The 21,951-nt window shown below is 75.0% G+C and carries 20 protein-coding genes and 1 riboswitch; of the genes, 14 read left to right on the top strand and 6 right to left on the bottom strand.

Annotated elements, in window-relative coordinates; all coding sequences use genetic code 11:
- Positions 1-39 precede the first annotated feature (39 nt).
- Both AB0E98_RS03295 and AB0E98_RS03290 read left to right on the top strand, forming a co-directional pair.
- The gene (locus AB0E98_RS03295) at positions 40-930 is read left to right on the top strand and encodes a neutral zinc metallopeptidase (RefSeq protein ID WP_361697982.1); all 891 of its coding nucleotides are present in this window, start codon (positions 40-42) and stop codon (positions 928-930) included.
- A gap of 51 nt (positions 931-981) precedes the next feature.
- A complete protein-coding gene (locus AB0E98_RS03290; protein ID WP_361697979.1) occupies positions 982-1,404 on the top strand; it encodes a VOC family protein in 423 nt (140 codons plus the stop codon).
- A gap of 24 nt (positions 1,405-1,428) precedes the next feature.
- Here AB0E98_RS03290 and AB0E98_RS03285 read toward each other — a convergent pair whose 3' ends face one another.
- The 3 genes from AB0E98_RS03285 to AB0E98_RS03275 all read right to left on the bottom strand — a co-directional run bounded on the left by AB0E98_RS03285 (position 1,429) and on the right by AB0E98_RS03275 (position 4,844).
- Positions 1,429-2,853: a hypothetical protein gene (locus AB0E98_RS03285; protein WP_361697976.1), complete on the bottom strand. Its 1,425-nt coding sequence runs from the start codon at positions 2,851-2,853 to the stop codon at positions 1,429-1,431.
- A gap of 122 nt (positions 2,854-2,975) precedes the next feature.
- Positions 2,976-4,127: an alpha/beta fold hydrolase gene (locus AB0E98_RS03280; RefSeq protein WP_361697974.1), complete on the bottom strand. Its 1,152-nt coding sequence runs from the start codon at positions 4,125-4,127 to the stop codon at positions 2,976-2,978.
- Between the two features lie 42 nt (positions 4,128-4,169).
- Positions 4,170-4,844 carry a class II aldolase/adducin family protein gene (locus AB0E98_RS03275; RefSeq protein ID WP_361697972.1) on the bottom strand — a complete coding sequence of 225 codons (675 nt, stop codon included), beginning with the start codon at positions 4,842-4,844 and terminating at the stop codon, positions 4,170-4,172.
- A gap of 111 nt (positions 4,845-4,955) precedes the next feature.
- Here AB0E98_RS03275 and AB0E98_RS03270 point away from each other — a divergent pair, with 111 nt between their 5' ends.
- The 10 genes from AB0E98_RS03270 to cobC all read left to right on the top strand — a co-directional run bounded on the left by AB0E98_RS03270 (position 4,956) and on the right by cobC (position 15,821).
- Positions 4,956-6,218, top strand: a complete 1,263-nt coding sequence (locus AB0E98_RS03270; protein WP_361697969.1) for an inorganic phosphate transporter — start codon at positions 4,956-4,958, stop codon at positions 6,216-6,218.
- A 26-nt stretch (positions 6,219-6,244) separates the two neighbouring features.
- Positions 6,245-6,484, top strand: coding sequence for a hypothetical protein (locus tag AB0E98_RS03265; protein WP_361697967.1), 240 nt, complete (start codon positions 6,245-6,247; stop codon positions 6,482-6,484).
- A gap of 179 nt (positions 6,485-6,663) precedes the next feature.
- On the top strand, positions 6,664-7,113 hold the full coding sequence (locus AB0E98_RS03260) for an ATP-binding cassette domain-containing protein (RefSeq protein ID WP_361697965.1): 450 nt from the start codon (positions 6,664-6,666) through the stop codon (positions 7,111-7,113).
- Positions 7,114-7,315: 202 nt separating this feature from the next.
- Positions 7,316-7,438: riboswitch (cobalamin riboswitch) on the top strand.
- Between the two features lie 57 nt (positions 7,439-7,495).
- Positions 7,496-8,473 carry a cobalamin biosynthesis protein gene (locus AB0E98_RS03255; RefSeq protein ID WP_361697963.1) on the top strand — a complete coding sequence of 326 codons (978 nt, stop codon included), beginning with the start codon at positions 7,496-7,498 and terminating at the stop codon, positions 8,471-8,473.
- Complete coding sequence (locus AB0E98_RS03250) at positions 8,470-10,023, top strand: cobyric acid synthase (protein WP_361697961.1); 1,554 nt, start codon at positions 8,470-8,472, stop codon at positions 10,021-10,023. The genes AB0E98_RS03255 and AB0E98_RS03250 overlap by 4 nt, the downstream gene beginning before the upstream one ends.
- 46 nt (positions 10,024-10,069) lie before the next feature.
- Positions 10,070-12,190, top strand: coding sequence for a putative cobaltochelatase (locus AB0E98_RS03245; protein WP_361697959.1), 2,121 nt, complete (start codon positions 10,070-10,072; stop codon positions 12,188-12,190).
- Positions 12,190-12,789, top strand: a complete 600-nt coding sequence (gene cobO, locus AB0E98_RS03240; RefSeq protein ID WP_361697956.1) for a cob(I)yrinic acid a,c-diamide adenosyltransferase — start codon at positions 12,190-12,192, stop codon at positions 12,787-12,789. Before AB0E98_RS03245 ends, cobO begins: the two co-directional genes overlap by 1 nt.
- Positions 12,783-14,231 (top strand): cobyrinate a,c-diamide synthase, encoded by a 1,449-nt coding sequence (locus AB0E98_RS03235; protein WP_361697954.1) that lies wholly within the window; start codon positions 12,783-12,785, stop codon positions 14,229-14,231. The genes cobO and AB0E98_RS03235 overlap by 7 nt, the downstream gene beginning before the upstream one ends.
- Positions 14,228-14,614, top strand: a complete 387-nt coding sequence (locus tag AB0E98_RS03230; protein WP_361697952.1) for a cobalamin biosynthesis protein — start codon at positions 14,228-14,230, stop codon at positions 14,612-14,614. The genes AB0E98_RS03235 and AB0E98_RS03230 overlap by 4 nt, the downstream gene beginning before the upstream one ends.
- Positions 14,615-14,618: 4 nt before the next feature.
- A complete protein-coding gene (cobC, locus tag AB0E98_RS03225; RefSeq protein ID WP_361697950.1) occupies positions 14,619-15,821 on the top strand; it encodes an Rv2231c family pyridoxal phosphate-dependent protein CobC in 1,203 nt (400 codons plus the stop codon).
- 261 nt (positions 15,822-16,082) lie between these two features.
- On the opposite strand, the gene AB0E98_RS03220 is transcribed toward cobC, so the two are convergent.
- Together AB0E98_RS03220 and AB0E98_RS03215 are read right to left on the bottom strand one after the other, a co-directional pair.
- Positions 16,083-17,078, bottom strand: coding sequence for an SCO1860 family LAETG-anchored protein (locus AB0E98_RS03220; protein WP_361697947.1), 996 nt, complete (start codon positions 17,076-17,078; stop codon positions 16,083-16,085).
- 218 nt (positions 17,079-17,296) lie between these two features.
- Complete coding sequence (locus tag AB0E98_RS03215) at positions 17,297-18,397, bottom strand: amidohydrolase family protein (RefSeq protein ID WP_361697944.1); 1,101 nt, start codon at positions 18,395-18,397, stop codon at positions 17,297-17,299.
- A gap of 218 nt (positions 18,398-18,615) precedes the next feature.
- On the opposite strand from AB0E98_RS03215, the gene AB0E98_RS03210 reads away from it, so the two are divergent.
- Complete coding sequence (locus tag AB0E98_RS03210; RefSeq protein WP_361698169.1) at positions 18,616-19,896, top strand: histidine kinase; 1,281 nt, start codon at positions 18,616-18,618, stop codon at positions 19,894-19,896.
- Positions 19,893-20,603 carry a response regulator transcription factor gene (locus AB0E98_RS03205; RefSeq protein WP_361697942.1) on the top strand — a complete coding sequence of 237 codons (711 nt, stop codon included), beginning with the start codon at positions 19,893-19,895 and terminating at the stop codon, positions 20,601-20,603. The genes AB0E98_RS03210 and AB0E98_RS03205 overlap by 4 nt, the downstream gene beginning before the upstream one ends.
- 69 nt (positions 20,604-20,672) lie before the next feature.
- Here the strand turns inward: AB0E98_RS03205 and AB0E98_RS03200 are convergent, their stop codons facing one another.
- Positions 20,673-21,866: a serine hydrolase domain-containing protein gene (locus AB0E98_RS03200; protein WP_361698167.1), complete on the bottom strand. Its 1,194-nt coding sequence runs from the start codon at positions 21,864-21,866 to the stop codon at positions 20,673-20,675.
- Positions 21,867-21,951 lie beyond the last annotated feature (85 nt).

Below are 21,951 nucleotides of genomic sequence, written 5' to 3'. Positions count from 1 at the left end.
CCTTACCGGTGAGCGGTGGAGCCGAGAGGCGGTGGGCACGTGCAGTTCGACGACGACGCCGATCTGGACACCTCCCAGGTGCAGGATCAGCGGGGCGGCGGCATTCCGGGCGGTGGGCTGACCATCGGCGGCGGCATCGTGGGGCTGATCGCACTGGCCCTGGGGCTCTTCTTCGGCATCGGGCCGAACGAACTGGGGCTGAGCTCCCAGGGGCCGGGCCCCACGGCGTCGCCCAGCACGGACCAGCAGGTCTCCCGGACCTGCCGCACCGGCAAGGACGCCAACACCCGCCAGGACTGCCGGATCGTCGCGATCGTCAACAGCGCCCAGTCGTTCTGGAGCCAGGAGCTCGCCCGCCGCTCCATGACGTACACGCCCGCCTCGACGGTCCTCTTCACCGGCCGGGTGAACACCGCCTGCGGGGCCGCCACCTCGGCGGTCGGGCCGTTCTACTGCCCCGGTGACCGCAAGGTCTATCTGGACCTGGGCTTCTTCGACGAGCTGAAGTCGAAGTTCGGCGCGAGCGGCGGACCCTTCGCCCAGGCGTACGTCGTCGCCCACGAGTACGGGCACCACATCCAGAACCTCCAGGGCACGCTCTCCCGCGCCCAGGACCGGCTCACCGGGGCCGGCAGCAACTCGGTCAAGGTCGAGCTCCAGGCCGACTGCTACGCCGGGGTCTGGGCCAAGCACGCGACGACCACCCCGGAGAAGTCCACCGGCCGGCCGCTGGTCAAGCAGCTGACCAAGGCCGACATCGACGACGGGCTCTCCGCGGCGGCCGCGGTGGGGGACGACCGCATCCAGGAGAAGTTCCAGGGGCGGGTCACCCCGGAGAGCTGGACGCACGGCTCGGCGGCCCAGCGCCGGCAGTGGTTCACGACCGGCTACACCACGGGCGACATGGCCCGCTGCGACACCTTCCGCTGATCCCACCGAGTGATCCCACCGACCATCTGACGACCCCCGAGGAGGACCGCCATGGCAGACACGGGCACCGCGGCGCCGGCCATCAGCCCGGCGCTGCTCTACCACGACGCGAAGGCGGCGATCCGCCTGCTCACGGAGGCCTTCGGCTTCGTCACGAGCGCGCTCTACGAGAGCGAGGACGGCACCGTCCTGCACGCCGAGCTCGTCTACGGCAACGGCATCGTGATGATCGGCTCCAAGGGCCGGGGCGGCGTCTTCGACGAGGCCATGGCGGGCGGCGGGCCCTCCGGCGTCTACGTCGTCGTCGAGGACACCGACGCCCACCACCGCCGGGCCGTCGAGCACGGCGCGGAGATCGTGATGCCCCCGACGGACCAGGAGTACGGCTCCCGGGACTACATGGCCCGGGACGCCGAGGGCAACGTCTGGAGCTTCGGCACGTACGCCCCGAAGGGGCCGGGGACCGCGGGCTGAGGCTCCCGGGCCGGGCCCGAGGGGCTACGCCCCGCCCGTGTGCACCTGGAACGCGGCCCTGCGCACCGCCTTCGCCAGGGCGGGGTCGGGATGCGCGGCCGCCAGCGCGACCAGCACCTGCACCGTCCGGGGGTGCCCCACCGCCCGTACCTCCTCCAGCAGGCCCGGGACCGTGCCCTGTACGGCCGAGTCGAGGTGCCGCACCAGCAGCCGCCCCTCGGCGTGATCCGCGACGGCCGCGGCCGTGTCCACCCACAGCCAGGTGGCCTCCTCCCGGCTGAGCACCTCGGCGGCCTCCTCCGGGTCGTGCCCCTCGTGCTCGGCGAGCCACAGCAGGGCGTACGGGCGCAGCACCGGCTCCTCGGCCGAGACGCGGACCGCCGGCTCGGCGGGGGCGCCCACCGCACGCAGGGCCTCGAAGGCCAGGCCGCGCACCATCGCGTCGTCGCCCCGGGCCGCGTCCAGCAGCTCCGTGACGGCGCTGCGCACGGGCCGGGCAGCGAGCCAGGCGCGGTACTCGGCGCGGGCGGGGCCCGGGGTGAGGTCGGCGCAGCCGCGCAGCATGGCCTCGGCGGACAGCTCGATGTTCCCGGCGGGGCTCTGGGCGGCCACGCAGATCTGCTCGAGCTTGACCCACACCGCCCAGTTGCCCAGGGGGGTGAGCAGGGCCTCGGCGCGGGGACCGGTGCCGCCGCGCATGACGAGCGCGCCGACCGAGGCGAGCCCTTCGAGGGCCCAGTCCAGCAGCCCCGGCAGCGGGTCGCCGGCGGTGGGGGCGGGCGGGACGGCGGGGCAGGCGGCGGCCGTGACGGGCGCGTCGTAGGGGACCTCGCAGCGCTCGGCACGGATCTCGGCCACCCGCTGCTGGAGGAGGTCGAGGAGCATCGCCACGGAGACCGGCCCGGCGGACAGGTGCATGACGGACAGCAGCTGGGGGGCGGCCTCGACGACCTCGGCCGCGATGGTGGAGTCGGTGCCGGGGGGCTCGGGGTGGGCCAGGGACCAGGCGTCGAAGAGCGCGACCCAGCCGCGCAGCACGGCGCTGTCGTCCCGCTCCCAGGCGGTGAGCCGCCAGCCGGGGCGGGCGGTGCCGCCGTGCAGTTCCAGCAGCCCGGCGAGCTTGGCCCGGTCCCAGTCGGTGCGCACCGAGGCGGGGGGCAGGTCCAGGGCGGCCGTGGCGCGCTCGGTCTCCTCGGCGGCGAGGCCGCCGCCGGCGCCCGGCCGCAGGGTCGTGCCCCGGGAGCACTCGTCGGCCGCCCAGCGGGCCAGGCGGACCGCGCCGGCCAGCCAGGCTCTCGCCTGACGGGCGAGTTCCGGCCGGGCCGGGGTGCCGGCGGGCGGGCGGGGCGCCGGGCGTGCGCCCCGGTTCGCCACGGCCCGGCGGGCGGCGGTGATCGGCTGTCGGGGGACGAGTCTGAGCCGGGAGTCGCGCGGAGTACGGGACGTCACAGGAGCAGTCTTGCCGTTCACGCTCCGAAAACCCAATCGGAATCAACTATCCAGCCGTCGGGGACCCGTGGTGGGACGTCACGCGGGGGGTGCGTGCGCGGCGCGAGCGCCCTGTTCACGCCCTACATCAGGGGGGTCAGGAAGCGCCGCAGGGCCTCCTCGTAGCCCGTGGGATCGACGTTCCAGGAGGCCGCGTGACCCGCCCCGCGAACGGTTCGCAGCGTGATCAGTTCCGGTCGCCGGGCGGCGAGTTCACGGGAATGGAGGAGGGGTGCGACGGGGTCGTCGGTGCCGTGCACGACGAGGGCGGGGACGTCCAGGAGGGTGGGGTCGGCGGCGGCCAGCAGGCCTTCGGGGGCCAGACCGGTGCGTCCTTCCGTCGCCCGGACCGCAAGCGGAATGAGCGCGGCCGGGAGCCGGTGGGCGGCCAGGGCGCCCAGTGCGGCGGGCCAGTCGAGGAGCGGCGCGTCCAGGACGACGCCCGCGACGCGGTCGCTCAGCGCGGAGCCGGTGTCCCGCAGGGCGGTGAGCAGCGCCATCGTCGCGCCCGTGGACCAGCCGTACAGGACGACGCGGCGGGCGCCGTTGCGGACGGCGTAGCGGACGGCGGCATCCAGATCCCGCCACTCCCGGGCGCCGAAGTGGCTGATTCCATGCGCCGGGCGGGGTGCGCCGGGGTCGCCCCGGTAGGAGAGGGCGAGGACGGGGAGTCGCTGCCGGTGGAGGAACGGCAGGACGACCATGGTGTGCTCCCGGGTGGTGCCCAGGCCGTGCACGGCGAGCACCCAGGTGTCGCGGGCGCCGGGCACGAACCAGGCGGGCAGCGGGCCCAGCTCGCCGGGGACCTCCACGTCGGCGTGGTCGAGGCCGAGGGCGTCGCGCGGGTTGCCCCGGTGGGTCTGCGGGGTGAGCCAGACCCGGTCGCCCGGGGCCGGGGCGCCGTGGGTGACGCGCTCCAGGCGCCGGACCACGCAGTCGTGGGGGTGCGAGACGTCGGCGACGACGTCCCCGACGACGGCGTGGAGGCCCCGGCCGGCCAGCCCGTAGACGCCGGGGCGCAGCGTGGCCGGGGCCCGGGTGAGTGTGATCGTGCCGGCGGTGGCGCCGCTGCCGGGGGTGATGTCGTGCACGGTGAGCCGGTGCTCGCCCGGCGGCGGGAGGCCGGGCACGGTCCTGAGGACGGCGTCGCCGGCGTACCGTCCGGCCGCCACGACGGCGGCCCCGGCACCGATCAGCGTGGTGGCGGCGACGGCCGCCACTCCTTTCAGGCCCATCACCTCCAGTCTGGTCCCGCGCGGGCCGCCGGGCGACTCGGCTCAGCCGGGCTGTCCGTAGCCCCGGTACTTGGCGGCGACCTCGGCCAGCCGGTCGGGGCTCAGCAGGGCGGGGGTGCGGCCGGGGACGGACGAGGCGGTGAGCCAGACCCTGCACATCCACTCCAGCTGGGCGGTGCGGTCGTAGGCCGCGTCGAGGGTGGCGCCGTGGGTGAGGGTGCCGTGGTTGCGCAGCAGGCAGCCGGTGCGGCCGTCGAGGGCCCGGAGGGTGTGGGCGGCCAGTTCGTCGGTGCCGTAGAGGGCGTAAGGGGCGACGCGGACGGGTCCGCCGAGGGCGGCGGCCATGTAGTGGATCAGCGGCACCTCGTCGACGAGCGTGGAGACGGCGGTGGCGTGCACGGCGTGGGTGTGGACGATCGCGGCGGCGTCGGTGGCTCGGTAGACGGCGAGGTGCATGGGCAGTTCGCTGGTGGGGGCGAGCTCGCCGAGCACCTGGCGGCCGGCCAGGTCGACGCCGACGGCGTCGCCGGGGCCGAGCCGGTCGTAGGGCACCCCGCTGGGCGTGACAAGGACCACGTCACCGACCCTTGCGGAGACGTTCCCCGAGGTGCCGACGACCAGTCCGTCGGCGGTGCTCCTGCGGGCCGTGGCCACGACATCGGCCCAGGTCCGGCTGATGTCGTCGGGTGCGGCGGGGGTCCGTTCTCCGGTCTTCATGATCTTCGCCTCCGGGTGGTGCCATCGGGGATCCCGAACCAGTTCACCTTCCGTTCACCCGGAGTCCCTACGGTCGCCGCGTACTGACCATCGAACTGATTGCCTGGGTGAATGGAAAACATCACGCTTCTCATCGGGATCGTGATCGTCACGGCCTTGGTGTTCGACTTTACGAACGGCTTCCACGACACGGCCAACGCCATGGCCACCACCATCTCGACCGGAGCGCTCAAGCCCAAGACCGCAGTGGCCATGTCGGCCGTGCTCAACCTGGTCGGGGCGTTCCTGTCCGTCGAGGTCGCGAAGACGATCTCCGGAGGCATCATCGATGAGAGTGCCGGCATCAGACCAGAGGTGATCTTCGCCGGGCTGGTCGGCGCGATCGTCTGGAATCTCCTGACGTGGCTGGCGGGCCTGCCCTCCAGCTCCTCGCACGCCCTCTTCGGCGGTCTGATCGGCGCCACCGTCGCGTCCGTCGGCTTCGACGCGGTCAACGCCGACAAGGTCGTCATGAAGGTCCTCATCCCCGCGGTCGCCGCCCCGATCGTGGCGGGCATCGCCGCCTGGGTCGCCACCCGCCTGACGTTCCGCCTGGCCAAGGGCCGCGACGAGGCGGACACCGCGAAGGGCTACCGCGCGGGCCAGATCGCCTCGGCCGCCCTGGTCTCCCTCGCCCACGGCACCAACGACGCCCAGAAGACCATGGGTGTCATCACCCTGGCCCTGGTCGCCGGCGGCGTCGTCGCCCCGCACTCCGACCCGCCGCTGTGGGTCATCGTCTCCGCGGGCCTGGCCATCGCGCTCGGTACGTACCTGGGCGGCTGGCGCATCATCCAGACGCTCGGCAAGGGTCTGGCCGACATCAAGCCGGCGCAGGGCTTCGCCGCCCAGACCGGTGCCGCGACCGTGATCCTCGCCTCCTCGCACATCGGCTTCGCGCTCTCCACCACCCAGGTCTGCTCCGGCTCGATCATGGGCTCCGGCCTGGGCCGCAAGGGCGGCGTGGTGCGCTGGTCGACCGCCGGCCGCATGGTCGCCGCGTGGGGCCTGACCCTCCCGGCCGCGGGCCTCGTCGCCGCCGGCGCCGCGCTCCTGGCCGACCAGGGCGACTGGGGCGTCGCCGCCGTCGCCGTCCTCGGCCTCGGGGTCTCCGGCGCCATCTGGGCGGCCTCGCGCCGCAAGCCGGTCACCCACGAGACCGTCAACGAGCTCAATACGCCGCAGGGCCTCCCCGAGGAGCCCGTCGGTGTGGTCACGGCCGCCCTTCAGGCCGTCGCCCCGCCGCCCGCCGGCACCCTGACCCCGGCCCCGGCCGCCCAGGTCATCCCGGCACCCGCCACCCCGGCCGCCCCCGCCGCCGCGACGACCGGCTGACGCCGGGCAACGGAGGAAGAACCACCATGCACATCGACTGGGCAGCTCTCGGCCAGGTCTTCGGCGTGAGCCTCGTGGTCACCGTCGGCCTCGTGGGCGTCTTCACGCTCGGCATCGTCGGCACGTCCCGCAAGCCGGAAGCCGCGGGCGCGACGTCCGCGGCCGACGCGGGCGGCAGCACCGCACTGGCCCGCACCGGCGCGTACGCGTGCTTCGCGCTGTGCGCGGCGGCGGTGGGGTACGGGATCTATCTGATCGTCGCCTGACGCGACACCGTACGTTCGTGGAGGGGCGGGACCGGGCTTTCCGGTCCCGCCCCTCCGTCGTTGCCGGCGTGCGTCAACGCGGGGAACCCGAGCCGCCGATCGCGCGTTCAGTACCTCTTGCGTGAGCTCTTGCGTGCACGGTTGTGACGGCGTTCGACGGACGGACGGGGTTCTCAGCGGTGCGATTGGATTCGGTCGGCGTCCGGTACACACGCCGAGGACCGCGCGTACTGGATGGCATCACCCTCGACCTGGCCTCCGGGACGGTCACCGCGGTGGTCGGCGGGAACGGGCCGGGCAAGTCCACCCTGCTCAAGGTGGCCGCCGGGCTGAGGAGACCCGGCTCCGGCTCCGTTCACGGGCGCCCGGACAGGATCGGCTACGTGCCCGAGCGGCTCCCGGCGGGCATGCGGCTCAGCGCGCGCTCGTACCTCCTGCACATGGGGCGCGTCCAAGGACTCCGCACCGCGGGCGCCGATCGTCGCGGCGGTGAACTGCTGGACCGGCTGGGCATCGAGGGCGACATCGACGCGCCCATCAGCACGCTGTCCAAAGGAAACGCCCAGAAAGTCGCCCTCGCCCAGGCCATGCTCGGCGGCCGCCGGCTGCTGATCCTCGACGAACCGTGATCCGGCCTCGACGCCCGTACCCATCAAGTCCTCGTGGACTGCCTCGCGGAGTGGCGTGCCGCGGGAGTAGACCTGCCGGGGCTGCCGGGGCGGGCCGGGACCTGCCTGACGACAGGGGCGTCGCAGCGGCGGGGCGCAGGTCAGGGCGAGTTGACGCCCCTTCCCGCCCCGTGGTGGACTTCCCGAGCCAAACGGCGACAGCAGAGGAAGCCGGTGCGAATCCGGCGCGGTCCCGCCACTGTCACCGGGGAGTGTCCCCCCAACCGATGGCCACGGCGCGAGCCGGAAGGCCGGGGGCGGCGCGGATCCGGGAGCCAGGAGACTCTGGTCGCCGGTCACGTCGAGCCAGGGCGCGGACCCTGAGTGAGGACACCGCTTCGCCATGCCCGGCCGCGACCGTTTTTCCTTCGCGTACGGCCCCTTCGCGTACGGCACCGCCCTGGGCTTCGCCTGCGACCTGCTCCTCGGCGACCCCCGCCGCGGGCATCCCGTGGCCGCCTTCGGCCGGGCCGCGCAGGCCGTCGAACGGCGGCTGTGGCGCGACCACCGGGGCTACGGCACCCTCCACACCCTGGTCTGCGCCGGTGGCGCGGTCGCCGGGGCCGGGCTGCTGACCCGTGCCGCGCGACGTCACCCCGCTGCCGAGATCGCGCTGACCGCCGCCGTCACATGGTCCGTCCTGGGCGGCACGTCCCTGGGCCGGGAGGCCCGGGCCATCGGTGGGGCGCTGGCCGCCGGGGACCTGGAGGTCGCCCGGGAGCGGCTGCCGCATCTGTGCGGCCGCGACCCGCAGGCGCTGGACGCGCAGCAGATCGCCCGGGCCGTGGTGGAGTCCGTCGCCGAGAACACCTCCGACGCGGTCGTGGGCGCCCTGGTCTGGGGCGCGCTGGCCGGGGTGCCCGGGCTCGTGGGCTTCCGTGCGGTCAACACCCTGGACGCCATGGTGGGTCACAAGTCGCCCAGGCTCCGGCGGTTCGGCTGGGCGTCGGCCCGGCTCGACGACGTCGTCGGCTGGCCGGGCGCCCGGCTGACCGCCGCGCTCACGGTCCTCGCCGGGCCCGATCCGCGCGGCGCTCTGCGCGTGGCCCGGCGCGACGCCGCCCGCCATCCCAGCCCCAACGCCGGGCCGGTCGAGGCCGCCTTCGCCGGGGCCCTGGGCGTCCGCCTGGGCGGCACCCTCGCCTACGCCGGGCGCGTCGAGCACCGTCCCGTGCTGGGCGGGGAGAACCGCCCGGTGCGGTCGGCCGACATCGAGCGCGCGGTCCGGCTCTCGCGCCGGGTGTCGCTGCTGGCCCTGGGAACGGCGGTGACGGCCCGTACGGTGGGCAGCCTGTTCAGGAAGGCGGGGAGGAATCGGTGACAGTCTCGGTGACAGCCGACAGGAGCGGGCGTACGGGCCCGCCGGGCGGGGGCCTGCTGGTGGCCGGGACCACCTCGGACGCGGGCAAGAGCGTGGTCACGGCCGGCATCTGCCGCTGGCTGGTCCGCGAGGGCGTCAAGGTCGCGCCGTTCAAGGCGCAGAACATGTCCCTCAACTCCTTCGTGACGCGCGACGGCGCGGAGATAGGGCGCGCGCAGGCCATGCAGGCCGCCGCCGCCCGCGTCGAGCCGAGCGCCCTCATGAACCCGGTGCTGCTCAAGCCGGGAAGCGACCGCAGCAGCCAGGTCGTCCTCATGGGCAAGGCGGTGGGCGAGCTCAGCGCCCGCGGCTACCACCAGGGCCGCCAGGAGCAGCTGTTCGGCACGGTGACGGAGTGCCTGGCCGAGCTGCGGCGCACCCACGACGCCGTGATCTGCGAGGGGGCCGGCAGCCCCGCCGAGATCAACCTGCGCCGCTCCGACATCGTCAACATGGGCATCGCCCGGGCCGCGCGGCTGCCCGTGGTCGTCGTCGGCGACATCGACCGGGGCGGAGTCTTCGCCTCCTTCTTCGGTACGACAGCGCTGCTCTCCCCCGAGGACCAGGAGCTGATAGCGGGTTACGTGGTCAACAAGTTCCGGGGCGACGTGAGTCTGCTGGAGCCGGGGCTGGAAATGCTGCGCGACCTGACGGGCCGGCGGACGTTCGGCGTGCTGCCGTTCGCCCACGGCCTGGGCATCGACGAGGAGGACGGCCTGCGCGTGTCCCTGCGCGGCGCGGTCCGCGAGTCCGTGGTCGCCCCGCCGCACGGCGCGGACGTCCTGCGGGTCGCCGTGTGCGCGGTGCCGCTGATGTCGAACTTCACGGACGTCGACGCGCTGGCCGCCGAACCGGGGGTCGTCGTACGGTTCGTGGACCGCCCCGAGGAGCTCGCCGACGCCGACCTGGTCGTCGTACCGGGCACGCGCGGCACGGTACGGGCGCTCGCGTGGCTGCGCGAACGCGGGCTCGCCGACGCGCTCGTACGGCGGGCGGCGGAGGGCCGCCCGGTGCTGGGCATCTGCGGCGGCTTCCAGCTGCTGGGCGAGCGGATCGACGACGAGGTCGAGTCGAAGGCCGGCACGGTCGAGGGCCTGGGCCTGCTGCCGGTGCGTGTGCGGTTCGCGGTCGAGAAGACCCTGGCCCGGCCGGTCGGCGAGGCCCTGGGCGAGCACGTCGAGGGGTACGAGATCCACCACGGCGTGGCAGATGTGAGAGGTGGGGACGAGCCCTTCCTCGACGGTTGCCGGGTGGGCGCGGTGTGGGGCACGCACTGGCACGGCTCGCTGGAGAGCGACGGCTTCCGCCGGGCGTTCCTGCGTCGGGTCGCGGCGGCGGCTGGACGGGCGTTCGTCCCCGCGCCGGACACATCCTTCGGGGCGCTGCGGGAGGAACAGCTCGACCGTCTCGGCGATCTGATCGAGGAGCACGCGGACACGGACGCGCTGCTGCGCCTGATCGAGGACGGGGTACCGGCCGGCGCCCCCTTCATCCCGCCGGGGGCGCCGTGAGCACCCGTACCGTCCCGAACCGTCCCCACCAGGGAGGTAACCGCTGATGTCCTCGTCCACCTACCCCTTCACCGCGATCGTCGGCATGGACGACATGCGGCTGGGCCTCCTGCTCAACGCGATCTCGCCATCGATCGGCGGTGTCCTCGTGCGCGGCGAGAAGGGGACCGCCAAGACCACCACCGTCCGGGCCCTGGCCGCACTGCTGCCCGAGGTCGTGACCGTCGCGGACTGCCGGTTCTCCTGCGACCCGGCGGCGCCGGACCCGAACTGCCCCGACGGGCCGCACGCTGTCACCGGCGCCGGCGCCGGTGACAGCGCCGGTGACAGCGCCGTCCGTCCCGCCCGGATGGTCGAGCTGCCCGTCGGCGCCTCCGAGGACCGCCTCGTCGGCTCGCTCGACATCGAGCGGGCACTGGGCGAGGGCGTCAAGGCGTTCGAACCCGGCCTGCTGGCCGCCGCGCACCGGGGCGTGCTCTACGTCGACGAGGTCAACCTGCTGGGCGATCACCTCGTGGACAGCCTGCTGGACGCGGCGGCGACCGGTGTCTCCTCCGTCGAGCGCGAGGGCGTCTCCGTGCGCCATGCCTCCCGCTTCCTCCTCGTGGGCACCATGAACCCCGAGGAGGGCGAGCTGCGCCCGCAGCTCCTCGACCGCTTCGGGCTGACCGTCGAGGTCGCCGCCTCCCGCGACACCGAGGAGCGCGTCGAGGTCGTGCGCCGGCGCCTCGCCTTCGACGAGGACCCGGCGTCCTTCGCCGCCAAGTGGGCGCCGGAGGAGGACACACTGCGCGAGCGCATCGCCGCCGCGCGGGCGCTGCTGCCGGGCGTACGGCTCGGGGACGGCGCGCTGCGCCGGATCGCGGCGGTGTGCGCCGGGTTCGAGGTGGACGGCATGCGCGCGGACATCGTGACAGCGCGCACCTCCGCCGCGCTGGCCGCCTGGGCGGGGCGTACGGATGTGACGACGGCGGACGTACGGCAGGCGGCGCTGCTGGCGCTGCCGCACCGACGCCGCCGGAACCCGTTCGACGCGCCCGGTCTGGACGAGGACAGGCTGGACGAGATCCTCGCCGGGTTCGAGGACGAGGAGCCGGAGCCGGAGCCCGAGCCGGATGGTGACGGGCCCGAAGGCCCGGAGGACCCCGGTGGTGGCCCGGACGACGGGCCGGATGGCGGACCGGACGGCGGTGGGCGGCCCCCGCAGGACGCGGGCGACGGACCGGCCGCCACCACGGACGTACCGCCGCAACGGCCGGAGCCCGGGCGCGAGCCCGCCCCGCGGGAGGCGTCATCGCCCGGTGACGGCGGGGAGGCTCCCGAAGCCCCCGCCGTGGCGGCGGCGGAGCCGTTCCGGACCCGGCGATTCACCGTCCCCGGCCTCGGCGAGGGGGCCGACGGGCGCCGTTCGCGCGCGCTCACGGCGCACGGCCGGACGACGGGAGCGCGCCGGCCGCGCGGGGGCGCGCTGTCGAAGCTGCACCTCGCCGCGACCGTCCAGGCCGCCGCCCCGCACCAGCGGGCGCGGGGCCGTAGCGGTCCCGGGCTGGTCGTCCGGCGCGACGACCTGCGCGAGGCCGTGCGCGAGGGACGCGAGGGGAATCTGGTGCTGTTCGTCGTGGACGCCTCCGGTTCCATGGCGGCCCGCAAGCGGATGGGCGCGGTCAAGGGCGCGGTGCTCTCCCTGCTGATGGACGCCTACCAGCGCCGCGACAAGATCGGGATGGTGACGTTCCGGGGCAGCGGCGCGGAGGTGGCGCTGCCGCCGACGTCGTCCGTGGAGGCGGGCGCGGCCCGGCTGGAGAAGCTGCCGACGGGCGGCCGGACGCCGCTGGCGGCGGGCCTGCTCCAGGCGCACGAGGTGCTGCGCGTGGAGCGCATGCGCGATCCTTCGCGCCGTCCGCTGCTGGTCGTCGTGACCGACGGGCGGGCGACGGGCGGCGTGGAGCCGCTGGCACGGGCCGCGCGCGCGGCCGGGCTGCTCGCGGGCACCGGCGTCACGTCGGTGGTCGTGGACTGCGAGGCCGGGCCGGTGCGGCTCGGCCTGGCGGGCGAGCTGGGCCGGGCGCTCGGCGGGCCGGTCGTGACGCTCGACGATCTGCGCGCGGAGAATGTCTCCGCGCTGGTACGCACCGTACGGAACACCGACTCACGGAGGGCCGCGTAATGCCCAAGGGACAGCCGACCGTCGTGCCCGACGACGGGCTCACCACACGTCAGCGCCGCAACCGGCCGCTGGTCCTCGTCCACACCGGCATCGGCAAGGGCAAGTCGACGGCGGCCTTCGGGCTGGCGCTGCGCGCCTGGAACCAGGGCTGGCCGATCGGAGTGTTCCAGTTCGTGAAGTCCGCGAAGTGGAAGGTCGGCGAGGAGAACGCACTGCGGGTGCTGGGCGCCTCCGGCGAGGGCGGCACGGTCGACTGGCACAAGATGGGCGAGGGCTGGTCCTGGATCCAGCGCGATTCCGAACTCAGCAACGAGGAGAAGGCGCGCGAGGGCTGGGAGCAGGTCAAGCGCGACCTGGCGGCCGAGTCGTACAAGCTGTATGTGCTGGACGAGTTCGCGTACCCGATGCACTGGGGCTGGATCGACACCGACGAGGTCATCGCGGTGCTGCGGGACCGCCCCGGCACCCAGCACGTCGTCATCACCGGCCGCAACGCACCGGAGAAGCTGCTGGACTTCGCGGATCTGGTGACGGACATGTCCAAGGTCAAGCACCCGATGGACGAGGGCCAGAAGGGCCAGCGGGGCATCGAGTGGTGAGTACGCGCGTCCCCCGCCTGGTCATCGCCGCGCCGGCCTCCGGCAGCGGCAAGACCACGGTGGCCACCGGGCTGATGCGGGCCTTCGCCGACGCGGGGCTCGCGGTCTCCCCCCACAAGGTGGGGCCCGACTACATCGACCCGGGCTACCACGCGCTGGCGACCGGCCGCCCGGGCCGCAACCTCGACGCCTACATGTGCGGCCCGGAACGCGTGGCCCCGCTGTTCCTCCACGGGGCGGCGGGCTGCGACCTCGCGGTGGTCGAGGGCGTCATGGGCCTCTACGACGGCGCCGGCGGGCAGGGTGAGCTGGCCTCGACGGCCCATGTGGCGAAGCTCCTGCGGGCACCGGTGGTACTCGTCGTCGACGCGTCGTCCCAGTCGCGGTCGGTGGCCGCCCTGGTGCACGGCTTCGCCTCCTGGGACCCGGAAGTACGGGTCGCGGGCGTCATCCTCAACAAGGTCGGCTCGGACCGCCACGAGGAGCTGCTGCGGGAGGCACTGGGAGAGTCGGGCGTGGCGGTGCTGGGCGCCGTGCGGCGCGCCGGGCAGGTGCACACGCCGTCCCGCCACCTGGGCCTGGTGCCCGTGGCGGAACGACGGGCGGACGCGGTGGAGGCGGTGGCGGAGTTCGCCGCCCGGGTACGGCAGGGCTGCGACCTGGAGGCCCTCCTGGCCCTGGCCCGCAGCGCGCCGCCGCTGGCGGACGAGGCATGGAGCGCCTGCGGCGAGCCGGGCCCCGGCCCCGCCCCTTCCCGAAACCGGGGCTCCGCCCCGGACCCCGCTCCTCGAACGCCGGAGGGGCTGGATGACACCGGCCCGCACCCGAGCAGGGTTCGCCCAGTGGTGGCCGTCGCCGGCGGTCCGGCATTCACGTTCGCGTACACCGAGCACACGGAGCTGCTCACCGCGGCCGGCGCGGAGGTCGCGCTCTTCGACCCGTTGCGGGACGAAACCCTCCCGGCCGGCACAGCCGCCCTGGTCATCGGCGGCGGCTTCCCCGAAATGTACGCCGCGGAGCTCTCCGCCAACGAGCCCCTGCGCGAAGCGGTGGCGGCGCTGGCCTCCACCGGCGCCCCGATCGCCGCCGAATGCGCGGGCCTCCTCTACCTGGCCCGCACCCTCGACGGCAAACCCATGTGCGGCGTCCTCGACGCCGACGCCCGCATGTCGGAGCGCCTCACCCTCGGCTATCGCGAGGCCGTCGCGCTCACGGACAACCCGCTCGCCCCCGCGGGCACCCGCGTCCGGGGCCACGAGTTCCACCGCACGGTGATCGAGCCGACGGCGGGCGCCACCCCCGCATGGGGGATCACGCACCCCCGCCGCCAGGTGGAGGGCTTCGTACAGGGAGGCGTGCACGCCTCCTACCTGCACACCCACTGGGCGGGCGCCCCCGGCATGGCATCCCGCCTCGTCGCGGGAGCGGGCATCACGGGGTGACCAAGGTGACGCCCCTCCACGTCGGCGTCGGCGCCCGCCGCGGCGTGTCCCCCGATGAGGTGATGGCCCTCGTCGAGCGGACCCTCGCGGAGGCGGGCGCCGACGCCGCCGCGATCACCGCCCTCGCGACCGTCGACGTCAAGGCGGACGAGCCCGGGCTGCGCGCGGCGGCCCGCCGCCTGGGCGTGCCGCTGACCGCGTACGGCGCCGACGCGCTCGCCGCCCAGCCGGTGCCCCACCCCTCCGAAGCGGCCCGCTGGGCGACGGGCGCGCCCGGTGTCGCGGAGGCCGCCGCGCTGCTGTCGGCCGGGGCCGGCGGTGTCCTCCTCGTCGGGAAGCGGAAGTCCGCGCGAGCGACGTGCGCGATCGCCTGTACCGTCTGATTTCATGCACATATCGCAATCCGCGCGCACGCCTCACGCGTCGTCTCCCGAGCCCGACCTCCGGCATCACGGGGACGTGGAAGTACGCGGCATGGGCGCCGAGTTGACCGACCTGGCCGTCAATGTGCGGTCCGGGACGCCCCCGGAGTGGCTGCGGGAGCGGATAGCGGAGTCGCTGGGCACGCTCGCGGCGTACCCGGACGGGCGGGCGGCCCGGCGGGCCGTCGCCGCGCGGCACGGGCTGCCGGAGGAGCGGGTGCTGCTGACGGCGGGGGCGGCGGAGGCGTTCGTGCTGCTGGCGCGGGCCCTTCCGGTGCGCCGGGCCGTGGTGGTGCACCCGCAGTTCACCGAGCCGGAGGCGGCCCTGCGGGACGCCGGGCACGCGGTGGAGCGTGTGGTGCTGGACCCGGAGGACGGGTTCCGGCTCGACCCGCGCGCGGTACCCGGGGACGCGGATCTGGTGGTCGTCGGCAACCCCACCAACCCCACCTCGGTTCTCCACCCGGCCTCGACCCTGGCCCGGCTGGCGCGGCCTGGCCGGATCCTCGTGGTGGACGAGGCCTTCATGGACGCGGTGCCCGGCGAGCGGGAGTCGCTGGCCTCCCGCACGGACCTGCCGGGGCTCGTCGTACTGCGCAGCCTCACCAAGACCTGGGGCCTGGCGGGGCTGCGCGTCGGCTACGTGCTCGCCGCGCCCGACACCGTGGCCACGCTGGAACGGGCCCAGCCGCTGTGGCCGGTGTCGTCGCCGGCGCTGGTGGCGGCGGAGGCGTGCAGCGCGCCGCGCGCGGTGGCCGAGTCCTCGCTCGCGGCGCATGTGACCGCCGCCGACCGGGCCCATCTGCTGGCCCGGCTCGCGGAGTTCCCGGAGCTGACCGTGCAGGGCCCGGCGGCCGGACCGTTCGTCCTCGTCCGGCTGCCGGGGGCGGCGGCGGTACGGTCCCGGCTGCGCGGCCTCGGCTTCGCGGTGCGCCGGGGCGACACGTTCCCGGGGCTGGGGCCGGACTACCTCCGCCTCGCGGTCCGGGACCGCGCGACGTCCGACCGCTTCGCCACCGCCCTGCGGACCGCCCTCGACGACCTGGGCGGCCGGGCCGCCGGGGCCGACGACGAGACGGGCGGCGGGGCCGGCCACGGCGGGGCTGTCGGCGGCCCGGCTGCCGGGGCCACAGGCCCCGGCCTGGCCGAGGCACCGGCGGCGCGCTGAGCGCCCCGCCGGGGACCGGGGCCTGGCCCCGGCCCCAGGCCCCGGTCCCCGGCTCTGATCCCGGTCCCGGCCCCTGGCCCTGGCTCCAGTACCGGCCTCGGTCCCCCGCCTCGCACAGCCCGGCCCGGCTCGCCCCGCCTCGGCCTCACGCCCAGGCCACGGCGTCAGCCCGCGCCCCGGCCCCGGCCTCGTGCCTCACCGCCCAGTGCCCGGGCGGCCGGCCTCCCCGTCGTCCAGCCATCCGGCCGGACGGCCATCCGCTCAGCTCTCCTCGCGTCCGTTCTCCTTGCGGCGCCGTGCGGCGATGAGCGCGCCGCCTCCCCCGACGACCAGCAGTCCGGCCGCCGCCGCGAGGTAGGGGGTGGCGGAGCCGCCGCCGGTCTCGGCGAGGTCCTGCCCCTGCCCGGCCGGTTCGCCGGTCCGTTCGGCGGCCGCCTGCTTCGCCTCCGTGCCGGTGCCGTTCTTCGCGGGCGCGCCCGGGCCGTCCCCGGGCTTCACCGGGTCGGAGGGCCGGTCCGCCGGGGACTCGCAGGAGGCCCGTACCAGCGTCACCTTGCCCACCACCTTGGCCACGCCCAGCGCCAGCGGGTCCACGGAGACGTCGAGGTCGAGCGCGGTGGCGGCGGCGGTACGGGAGGTCGTGACAGTCTTCGACAGGTCCAGCCGCACGTCCCCCACCCCCGGCACGGTCACCTTGGTCGGGCCGTTCGGAGTGAGCGTGACCTTCTTGCCGAGCACCGAGACGGAGCCCAGGAGGTTCGCGGTGGCCTTCGGCTTCGCGCCCGCCTCGCAGACGGCCTCGGAGGTGACCTGCTGGATCTCGATGAGCGAGCGCAGGGGCAGGCCGGGGAGGCGCACCTTGGCGTGGGCGAGGTTGGCGTAGCCCTTGGCGGCCCGGCGGTCGGCCGTGGCGCGGGCGGTGGCGGCGTCGGCGCGCAGGATGTCGACGGCCTTGCCGCCCTCGATGCCGTCGAGGGTGACGCTGAGCGCGGTCTTCGAGGCGTCGGCGGGCGCCTTGACGTCGTTGAGGGCGGCCTCGACAGGGACGTGCGCGGCCTTGCCGAGCAGGGAGACGTCGAGCCCGGTCCGCAGGACGGTCGCGTCGGCCCGGCCGGACCCGCCGGCGGTGCCGGTCCCGGATCCGGTGGCGCTCGCGGGCGCGGCGCCCAGGGCGAGCGCGGTCGCGGTGACCGTCGCGGCCAGGGCCGTGAACCGGTGCGCGGGCATGCCGAAGGAAGAGCTGGTGGTGCTGAACACGTGTGTGGAACCCCCACGGGAGAAAGGAGCCGCCGGCGCGCCAATGGGGGACATCGCGCGCCGACGGCTTGACCCCGCAATGTTCGACGCCCGGAGGGTGAACGGGCAGCGCTCTACCGCCAGTTCACTCCAAAGGGTGGGTTTCGCGTCCGTATTCGAGCCAACTGTCGCAGGAGTGCCGGCGCGGCACACTCAGCTCACCCACTCGGCCCACCGGCTCAGGCCACCACGCGCCCCCGCAGCACCACCCTGCTCGGCGCGCCGAGCACCCGTACGTCCGCGCGCGGATCCGCGTCGTAGACGACGAGGTCCGCCGGGGCGCCCTCCTCCAGGCCCGGCCGTCCCAGCCACTCCCGCGCTCCCCACGTGGCCGCCGACAGCGCGGCCGACGCGGGGATGCCCGCCTTGACCAGCTCCTCGACCTCCTGGCCGACCAGGCCGTGCGGCAGCGATCCTCCCGCGTCGGTACCCACGTAGACGGGGATTCCCGCGTCGTAGGCGGCGCCCACGGTGGCGTAGCGGCGCGCGTGCAGCCGGCGCATGTGGTCCGCCCAGCGCGGGAACTTGCCCTCGCCGCCCTCCGCGAGCCGGGGGAAGGTGGCGATGTTGACCAGCGTCGGCACGATGGCCACGCCGCGCTCGGCGAAGAGCGGGATCGTCTCCTCGGTCAGCCCCGTGGCGTGTTCGACGCAGTCGATGCCCGCCTCCACGAGCGGGGCGAGGGTCTCCTCGGCGAAGCAGTGGGCCGTGACCCGGGCGCCCAGCCGGTGGGCCTCGGCGATGGCGGCCTCGACCTCGCCACGCGGCCAGCAGGCCCCCAGGTCGCCCGTCTCGCGGTCGATCCAGTCGCCCACCAGCTTCACCCAGCCGTCCCCGCGCCGCGCCTCGCGCGCCACATAGGCCACCAGGTCCTCGGGCTCGATCTCATGCGCGTAGTTGCGGATGTAACGGCGGGTGCGGGCGATGTGCCGGCCCGCGCGGATGATGCGCGGCAGGTCCTCGCGCTCGTCGATCCAGCGGGTGTCGGAGGGCGATCCGGCGTCGCGCAGCAGCAGCGCGCCCGCGTGACGCTCGGTCAGCGCCTGCTTCTCGGTGGTCGCGTCGTCGACCGCGCCGTGCGCGTCGAGTCCCACATGACAGTGGGCGTCCACCAGGCCGGGGAGCACCCAGCCCTCGACAGTGGTGACGTCCCGCGCCCCGGCCGGCCGGTCGAAGGTGATCCGCCCGCCCACCACCCACAACTCGTCGCGCACCCCGTCCAGCGGGTCCGGTCCGACGAGTATCCGTCCCTTGATGTGCAACACCGCGCTGTCGTCCATCACTTCCCTGGCCTGTGGTAGTTTCCCCTTGCCCTGCAAGGGGTCGGTTCGGGCTGGACCGCAACCCTCGGGTTGGAAGCCCCCCGCCTTCAGGTGGGGGAGCGGAGTCACGCAGGCACTGTACGAGCCCGCCGCCACGTGTGGCCAATCACGGTCGATTCGGCTCCGGCGCATCCCGCCGGAGCCGCCGGGCGCAAGTGATCTACGCTGAGCGAGTGATGGTGACGGCCGCGCTCCGGCGCCCGGCGGGAGCGGTGCTGGGCCGGCGCGCCCGGCTGCGCTGGGTGCACCTGCTGCTCGGCGGCGCCCTGTCGATGCCGTTCTATTTGCTGACGAACACGCTGGTGTCACTGGTCCGCCCGGACGGCAACATCCTCTTCCCCTCCTCCCTCGTCCGGCAGTTCGGCGTGCTGTTCCTCGCGCTGGGCCCGGTGGCCGTCACGGCGCTGCATCCGCTCGTCCGGCCCTTCGAGGGCGAGGCGGCCCGGGTGCTGTGCGGGGTGCCCGGGGAGGCGCTGGCCCTGGAGCCCGGCCGGTCGTGGGCCGCCCGGGGCCGGACCGCCGCGTGGTGCGCGCTGCACCTGGCGGCGGGGGCCGTCGTGAGCGGAATGTCGCTGGCCACGCCGCCGGCGGCGCTGTACCTGATCGCCCTGCCGTTCCTGGAGGAGCCGGGCAAGCTCTCCGAGGTCGCCTGGCTGCGCGTCTTCACCGGGCCGGGCGTGCTGCTCACGCCCGTGGCCGGATGCGCGCTGCTGGCGCTGGTCGTCGGCACCTCCTGGGCGGCGGGCTCGCTGCTGGCGCGCTGGGCGCCCGTCCTGCTGGGGCCCACGGCGGCGGACCGGCTCGTGGCGGCCGAGGAGCACGCGCACCGGCTGGCCCTGCGCAACCGGCTGGCACGCGAGCTGCACGACTCGGTCGGGCACGCGCTGAGCGCGGTGAGCCTCCAGGCGAGCGCCGCGCGCCGGGTCCTGGACCACGACCCCGAGTTCGCCCGGCAGGCCCTGGCCGCGATCGAGGAGGCCGCGCGCGAGGCGGTCGGCGAACTCGACGCCGTGCTGGGGCTGCTGCGCGAGGACGGCTCCTCCCCCACCGCCCCGGCGCCCACCCTGGCCGACGTCGGCGGCCTGCTGGAACGCACCCGCGCGGCGGGCGGCACGGTCGAGTGCGTCCTGCCGTCCGGCGGCCTGGAGAAGATCCCCCCGGTGCCCTCCCGCGAGGCCTACCGGATCGTGCAGGAAGGTCTCGGCAACGCCCTGCGGCACGCGGGCGGGTTGCCCGTGCGGCTGCGCGTCGCCGTGCACGACGACACTTTGGAGATACTGATGGAGAACCCCGTGAAGCCCGGCGCCCGGGCCGGCGTCCCCCGCCCCGGCGGCGGCCGCGGCCTCACCGGCATCGCCGAGCGCGCCCGGCTGCTGCGCGGCACGAGCGAGTCCGGCGAACACGACGGCGTATGGCGCCTGTCGGCCCGGCTGCCGCTGCGGGGTGAGGCCCGATGACCGCGACCGAACCGGTGCCGGCCGTGTCGACCGTCGGCCCTGGGCCGGCTGCCGGCCCGATACGTGTCGTCCTCGCGGACGACGAGCACCTCGTCCGCACCGCCCTGCGGGCCATCCTGGGCGCCGAGCCGGGCGTGGAGGTCGTCGGCGAGGCGACCACGGGCGCCGAGGCGGTGTCGGTGGTGCGCGCGCTGCGGCCCGACGTCGTGCTGATGGACGTCCGGATGCCCGAGGCCGACGGCATCCGCGCCACCGAGCGGATCCTGGCCGGCATGGACGACCCGCCGCGCGTCGTCGTGACCACCTTCGAGAACGACGCCTACGTCTACGACGCGCTGCGCGCCGGGGCGTCGGGCTTCCTCCTCAAGCGCGCGGGCGCCGACGAACTCGTCCAGGCCGTGAAGCTGGTGGCCCGGAGCGACTCGCTGCTCTTCCCCGCCGCCGTACGCGCCCTGGCCGCCGCCCACGCCGCCCCCAGGAGCGACGACAGGGCGGCGGCACTGCGGGAACAGCTGTCGGAACGGGAGGCGGAGGTCCTGCGCCTGCTGGCGACCGGTCTGTCGAACACCGAGATCGCCACCCGGATGACGCTGGGCCCCGCCACGATCAAGACCCACGTGGCGGGCGTACTCGCCAAACTGGGGGTACGGGACCGCACGCAGGCGGTCATCGCCGCGTACGAGTGCGGGTTCGTCAGCCCCCGGTAGCCCCCGGTACCCCCGTAGCCCCCGGCGAGGGGCGCGGGGCCGGGGCGGGCGCCCCGGCCCCCCGTCGCGTCAGACGCGCGTCGCGCAGTCGCGGACCGCCTTGGCCAGGGTGGCCGCCTCCGGGGCCGCGCCGCCCGGGAAGGCGAACCGGCGGCGGTTGTAGCCGAAGGCCAGGCCGGCGCTCGGGTCGGCGAAGGCCTGCGAGCCCGCGGCGCCGCTGTGGCCGAAGGAACGGGCACCGAGGAAGGGGTAGTCCACGCCCGTGACGGCGAAGCCCAGGCCGAAGGCGTGGGTCACGCCGCCCAGGGCCAGGTCGGGCCCGAAGGAGTGGACCTCCGCGACACGAGCGGCCGTCTCGGCGGTGAGCAGCGGCGTCTTCCCGTCGACCCCGCTGATCGCGGCCGCGTACATCCGGGCCAGCCCCCGGGCGGAGGCCACACCGCCGGCGGAGGCCTGACCGCCGGCGCGCACCTCGCGGGAGTTGGGCAGGGACTCGAGGTTCGTCGGGTGCTTCGGGTGGTTGATGTTGAAGGCTATGCCCTGGAAGCTCTCGGGCCCGGCGGCGCCCAGGGCCAGCTCCCGCTGCTGCTCGGGCGTGGGGTCCATCGGCTGGGTGGAGAGCCAGCGGTGCTCCTGCTCCTCGGGCAGGCCCAGGTAGAAGTCCAGGCCGTACGGGGCGCGGATCCGGTCCTCGTACACCTCCTGAAGCGTCTGCCCGGTGACCCGGCGGACGACCTCACCGGTCAGGGCGCCGATCACGAACGCGTGGTAGCCGAAGGCCGTGCCCGGGCGCCAGTACGGGCGCTGGCCCGCCAGCCGCTCGGCGATCAGCCGGTCGTCGGCCAGCTCCTCCGGGGTGAACCCGCCGTCGGCGCCCATCAGACCCGCGCGGTGGGCCAGCAGGTCGCGCAGGGTGACGTGCTCCTTGCCCGCCGAACCGAACTCCGGCCAGTAGTGGCGCACTTCCTCGTCCAGGTCCAGCGTGCCGTCCTGGACCAGCAGGGCCACGACGAGGTGCGCCGCGCCCTTGCTGGACGAGAACACGCCGGTCAGCGAGTCCCCCGTGATCTCCGGCCCGCCCCACAGGTCCACGACCTGCCTGCCGTTCACGTACGCCGCCAGCTGCGCCGAGTGCCCGGCGCGCTCCTCGGCCAGCGTGGCCTCGAACGCCTCGCGCACGGGCTCGAAGCCCTCGGCGACGGTGCCCTGCGCGACATGTGCGTCGCCGTTGTCCGTGCCGTTGTCCAAGCCGTTGTCCGACATGTGCTCCCCCATGATCAAAGTCGAATGACGGGTTGCACAGCTTCCGGCCGCGTTCGAATATTCCCAGCCTGATTCGACCCTCGGG

Source organism: Streptomyces sp. NPDC037389, assembly GCF_040636475.1.
Classification (GTDB): Bacteria; Actinomycetota; Actinomycetes; order Streptomycetales; family Streptomycetaceae; genus Streptomyces; species Streptomyces hesseae.
This window is presented reverse-complemented; position numbering and strand designations above follow the sequence as displayed.

Coding starts and splice junctions, on each gene's coding strand:
- cobO (WP_361697956.1), top strand. CDS start 12,190: ATGCCCAAGGGACAGCCGACCGTCGTGCCCGACGACGGGCTCACCACA.
- AB0E98_RS03215 (WP_361697944.1), bottom strand. CDS start 18,397: ATGGACGACAGCGCGGTGTTGCACATCAAGGGACGGATACTCGTCGGA.
- cobC (WP_361697950.1), top strand. CDS start 14,619: ATGCACATATCGCAATCCGCGCGCACGCCTCACGCGTCGTCTCCCGAG.
- AB0E98_RS03280 (WP_361697974.1), bottom strand. CDS start 4,127: ATGGGCCTGAAAGGAGTGGCGGCCGTCGCCGCCACCACGCTGATCGGT.
- AB0E98_RS03270 (WP_361697969.1), top strand. CDS start 4,956: ATGGAAAACATCACGCTTCTCATCGGGATCGTGATCGTCACGGCCTTG.
- AB0E98_RS03200 (WP_361698167.1), bottom strand. CDS start 21,866: ATGTCGGACAACGGCTTGGACAACGGCACGGACAACGGCGACGCACAT.
- AB0E98_RS03205 (WP_361697942.1), top strand. CDS start 19,893: ATGACCGCGACCGAACCGGTGCCGGCCGTGTCGACCGTCGGCCCTGGG.
- AB0E98_RS03210 (WP_361698169.1), top strand. CDS start 18,616: ATGGTGACGGCCGCGCTCCGGCGCCCGGCGGGAGCGGTGCTGGGCCGG.
- AB0E98_RS03275 (WP_361697972.1), bottom strand. CDS start 4,844: ATGAAGACCGGAGAACGGACCCCCGCCGCACCCGACGACATCAGCCGG.
- AB0E98_RS03265 (WP_361697967.1), top strand. CDS start 6,245: ATGCACATCGACTGGGCAGCTCTCGGCCAGGTCTTCGGCGTGAGCCTC.
- AB0E98_RS03290 (WP_361697979.1), top strand. CDS start 982: ATGGCAGACACGGGCACCGCGGCGCCGGCCATCAGCCCGGCGCTGCTC.
- AB0E98_RS03255 (WP_361697963.1), top strand. CDS start 7,496: ATGCCCGGCCGCGACCGTTTTTCCTTCGCGTACGGCCCCTTCGCGTAC.
- AB0E98_RS03245 (WP_361697959.1), top strand. CDS start 10,070: ATGTCCTCGTCCACCTACCCCTTCACCGCGATCGTCGGCATGGACGAC.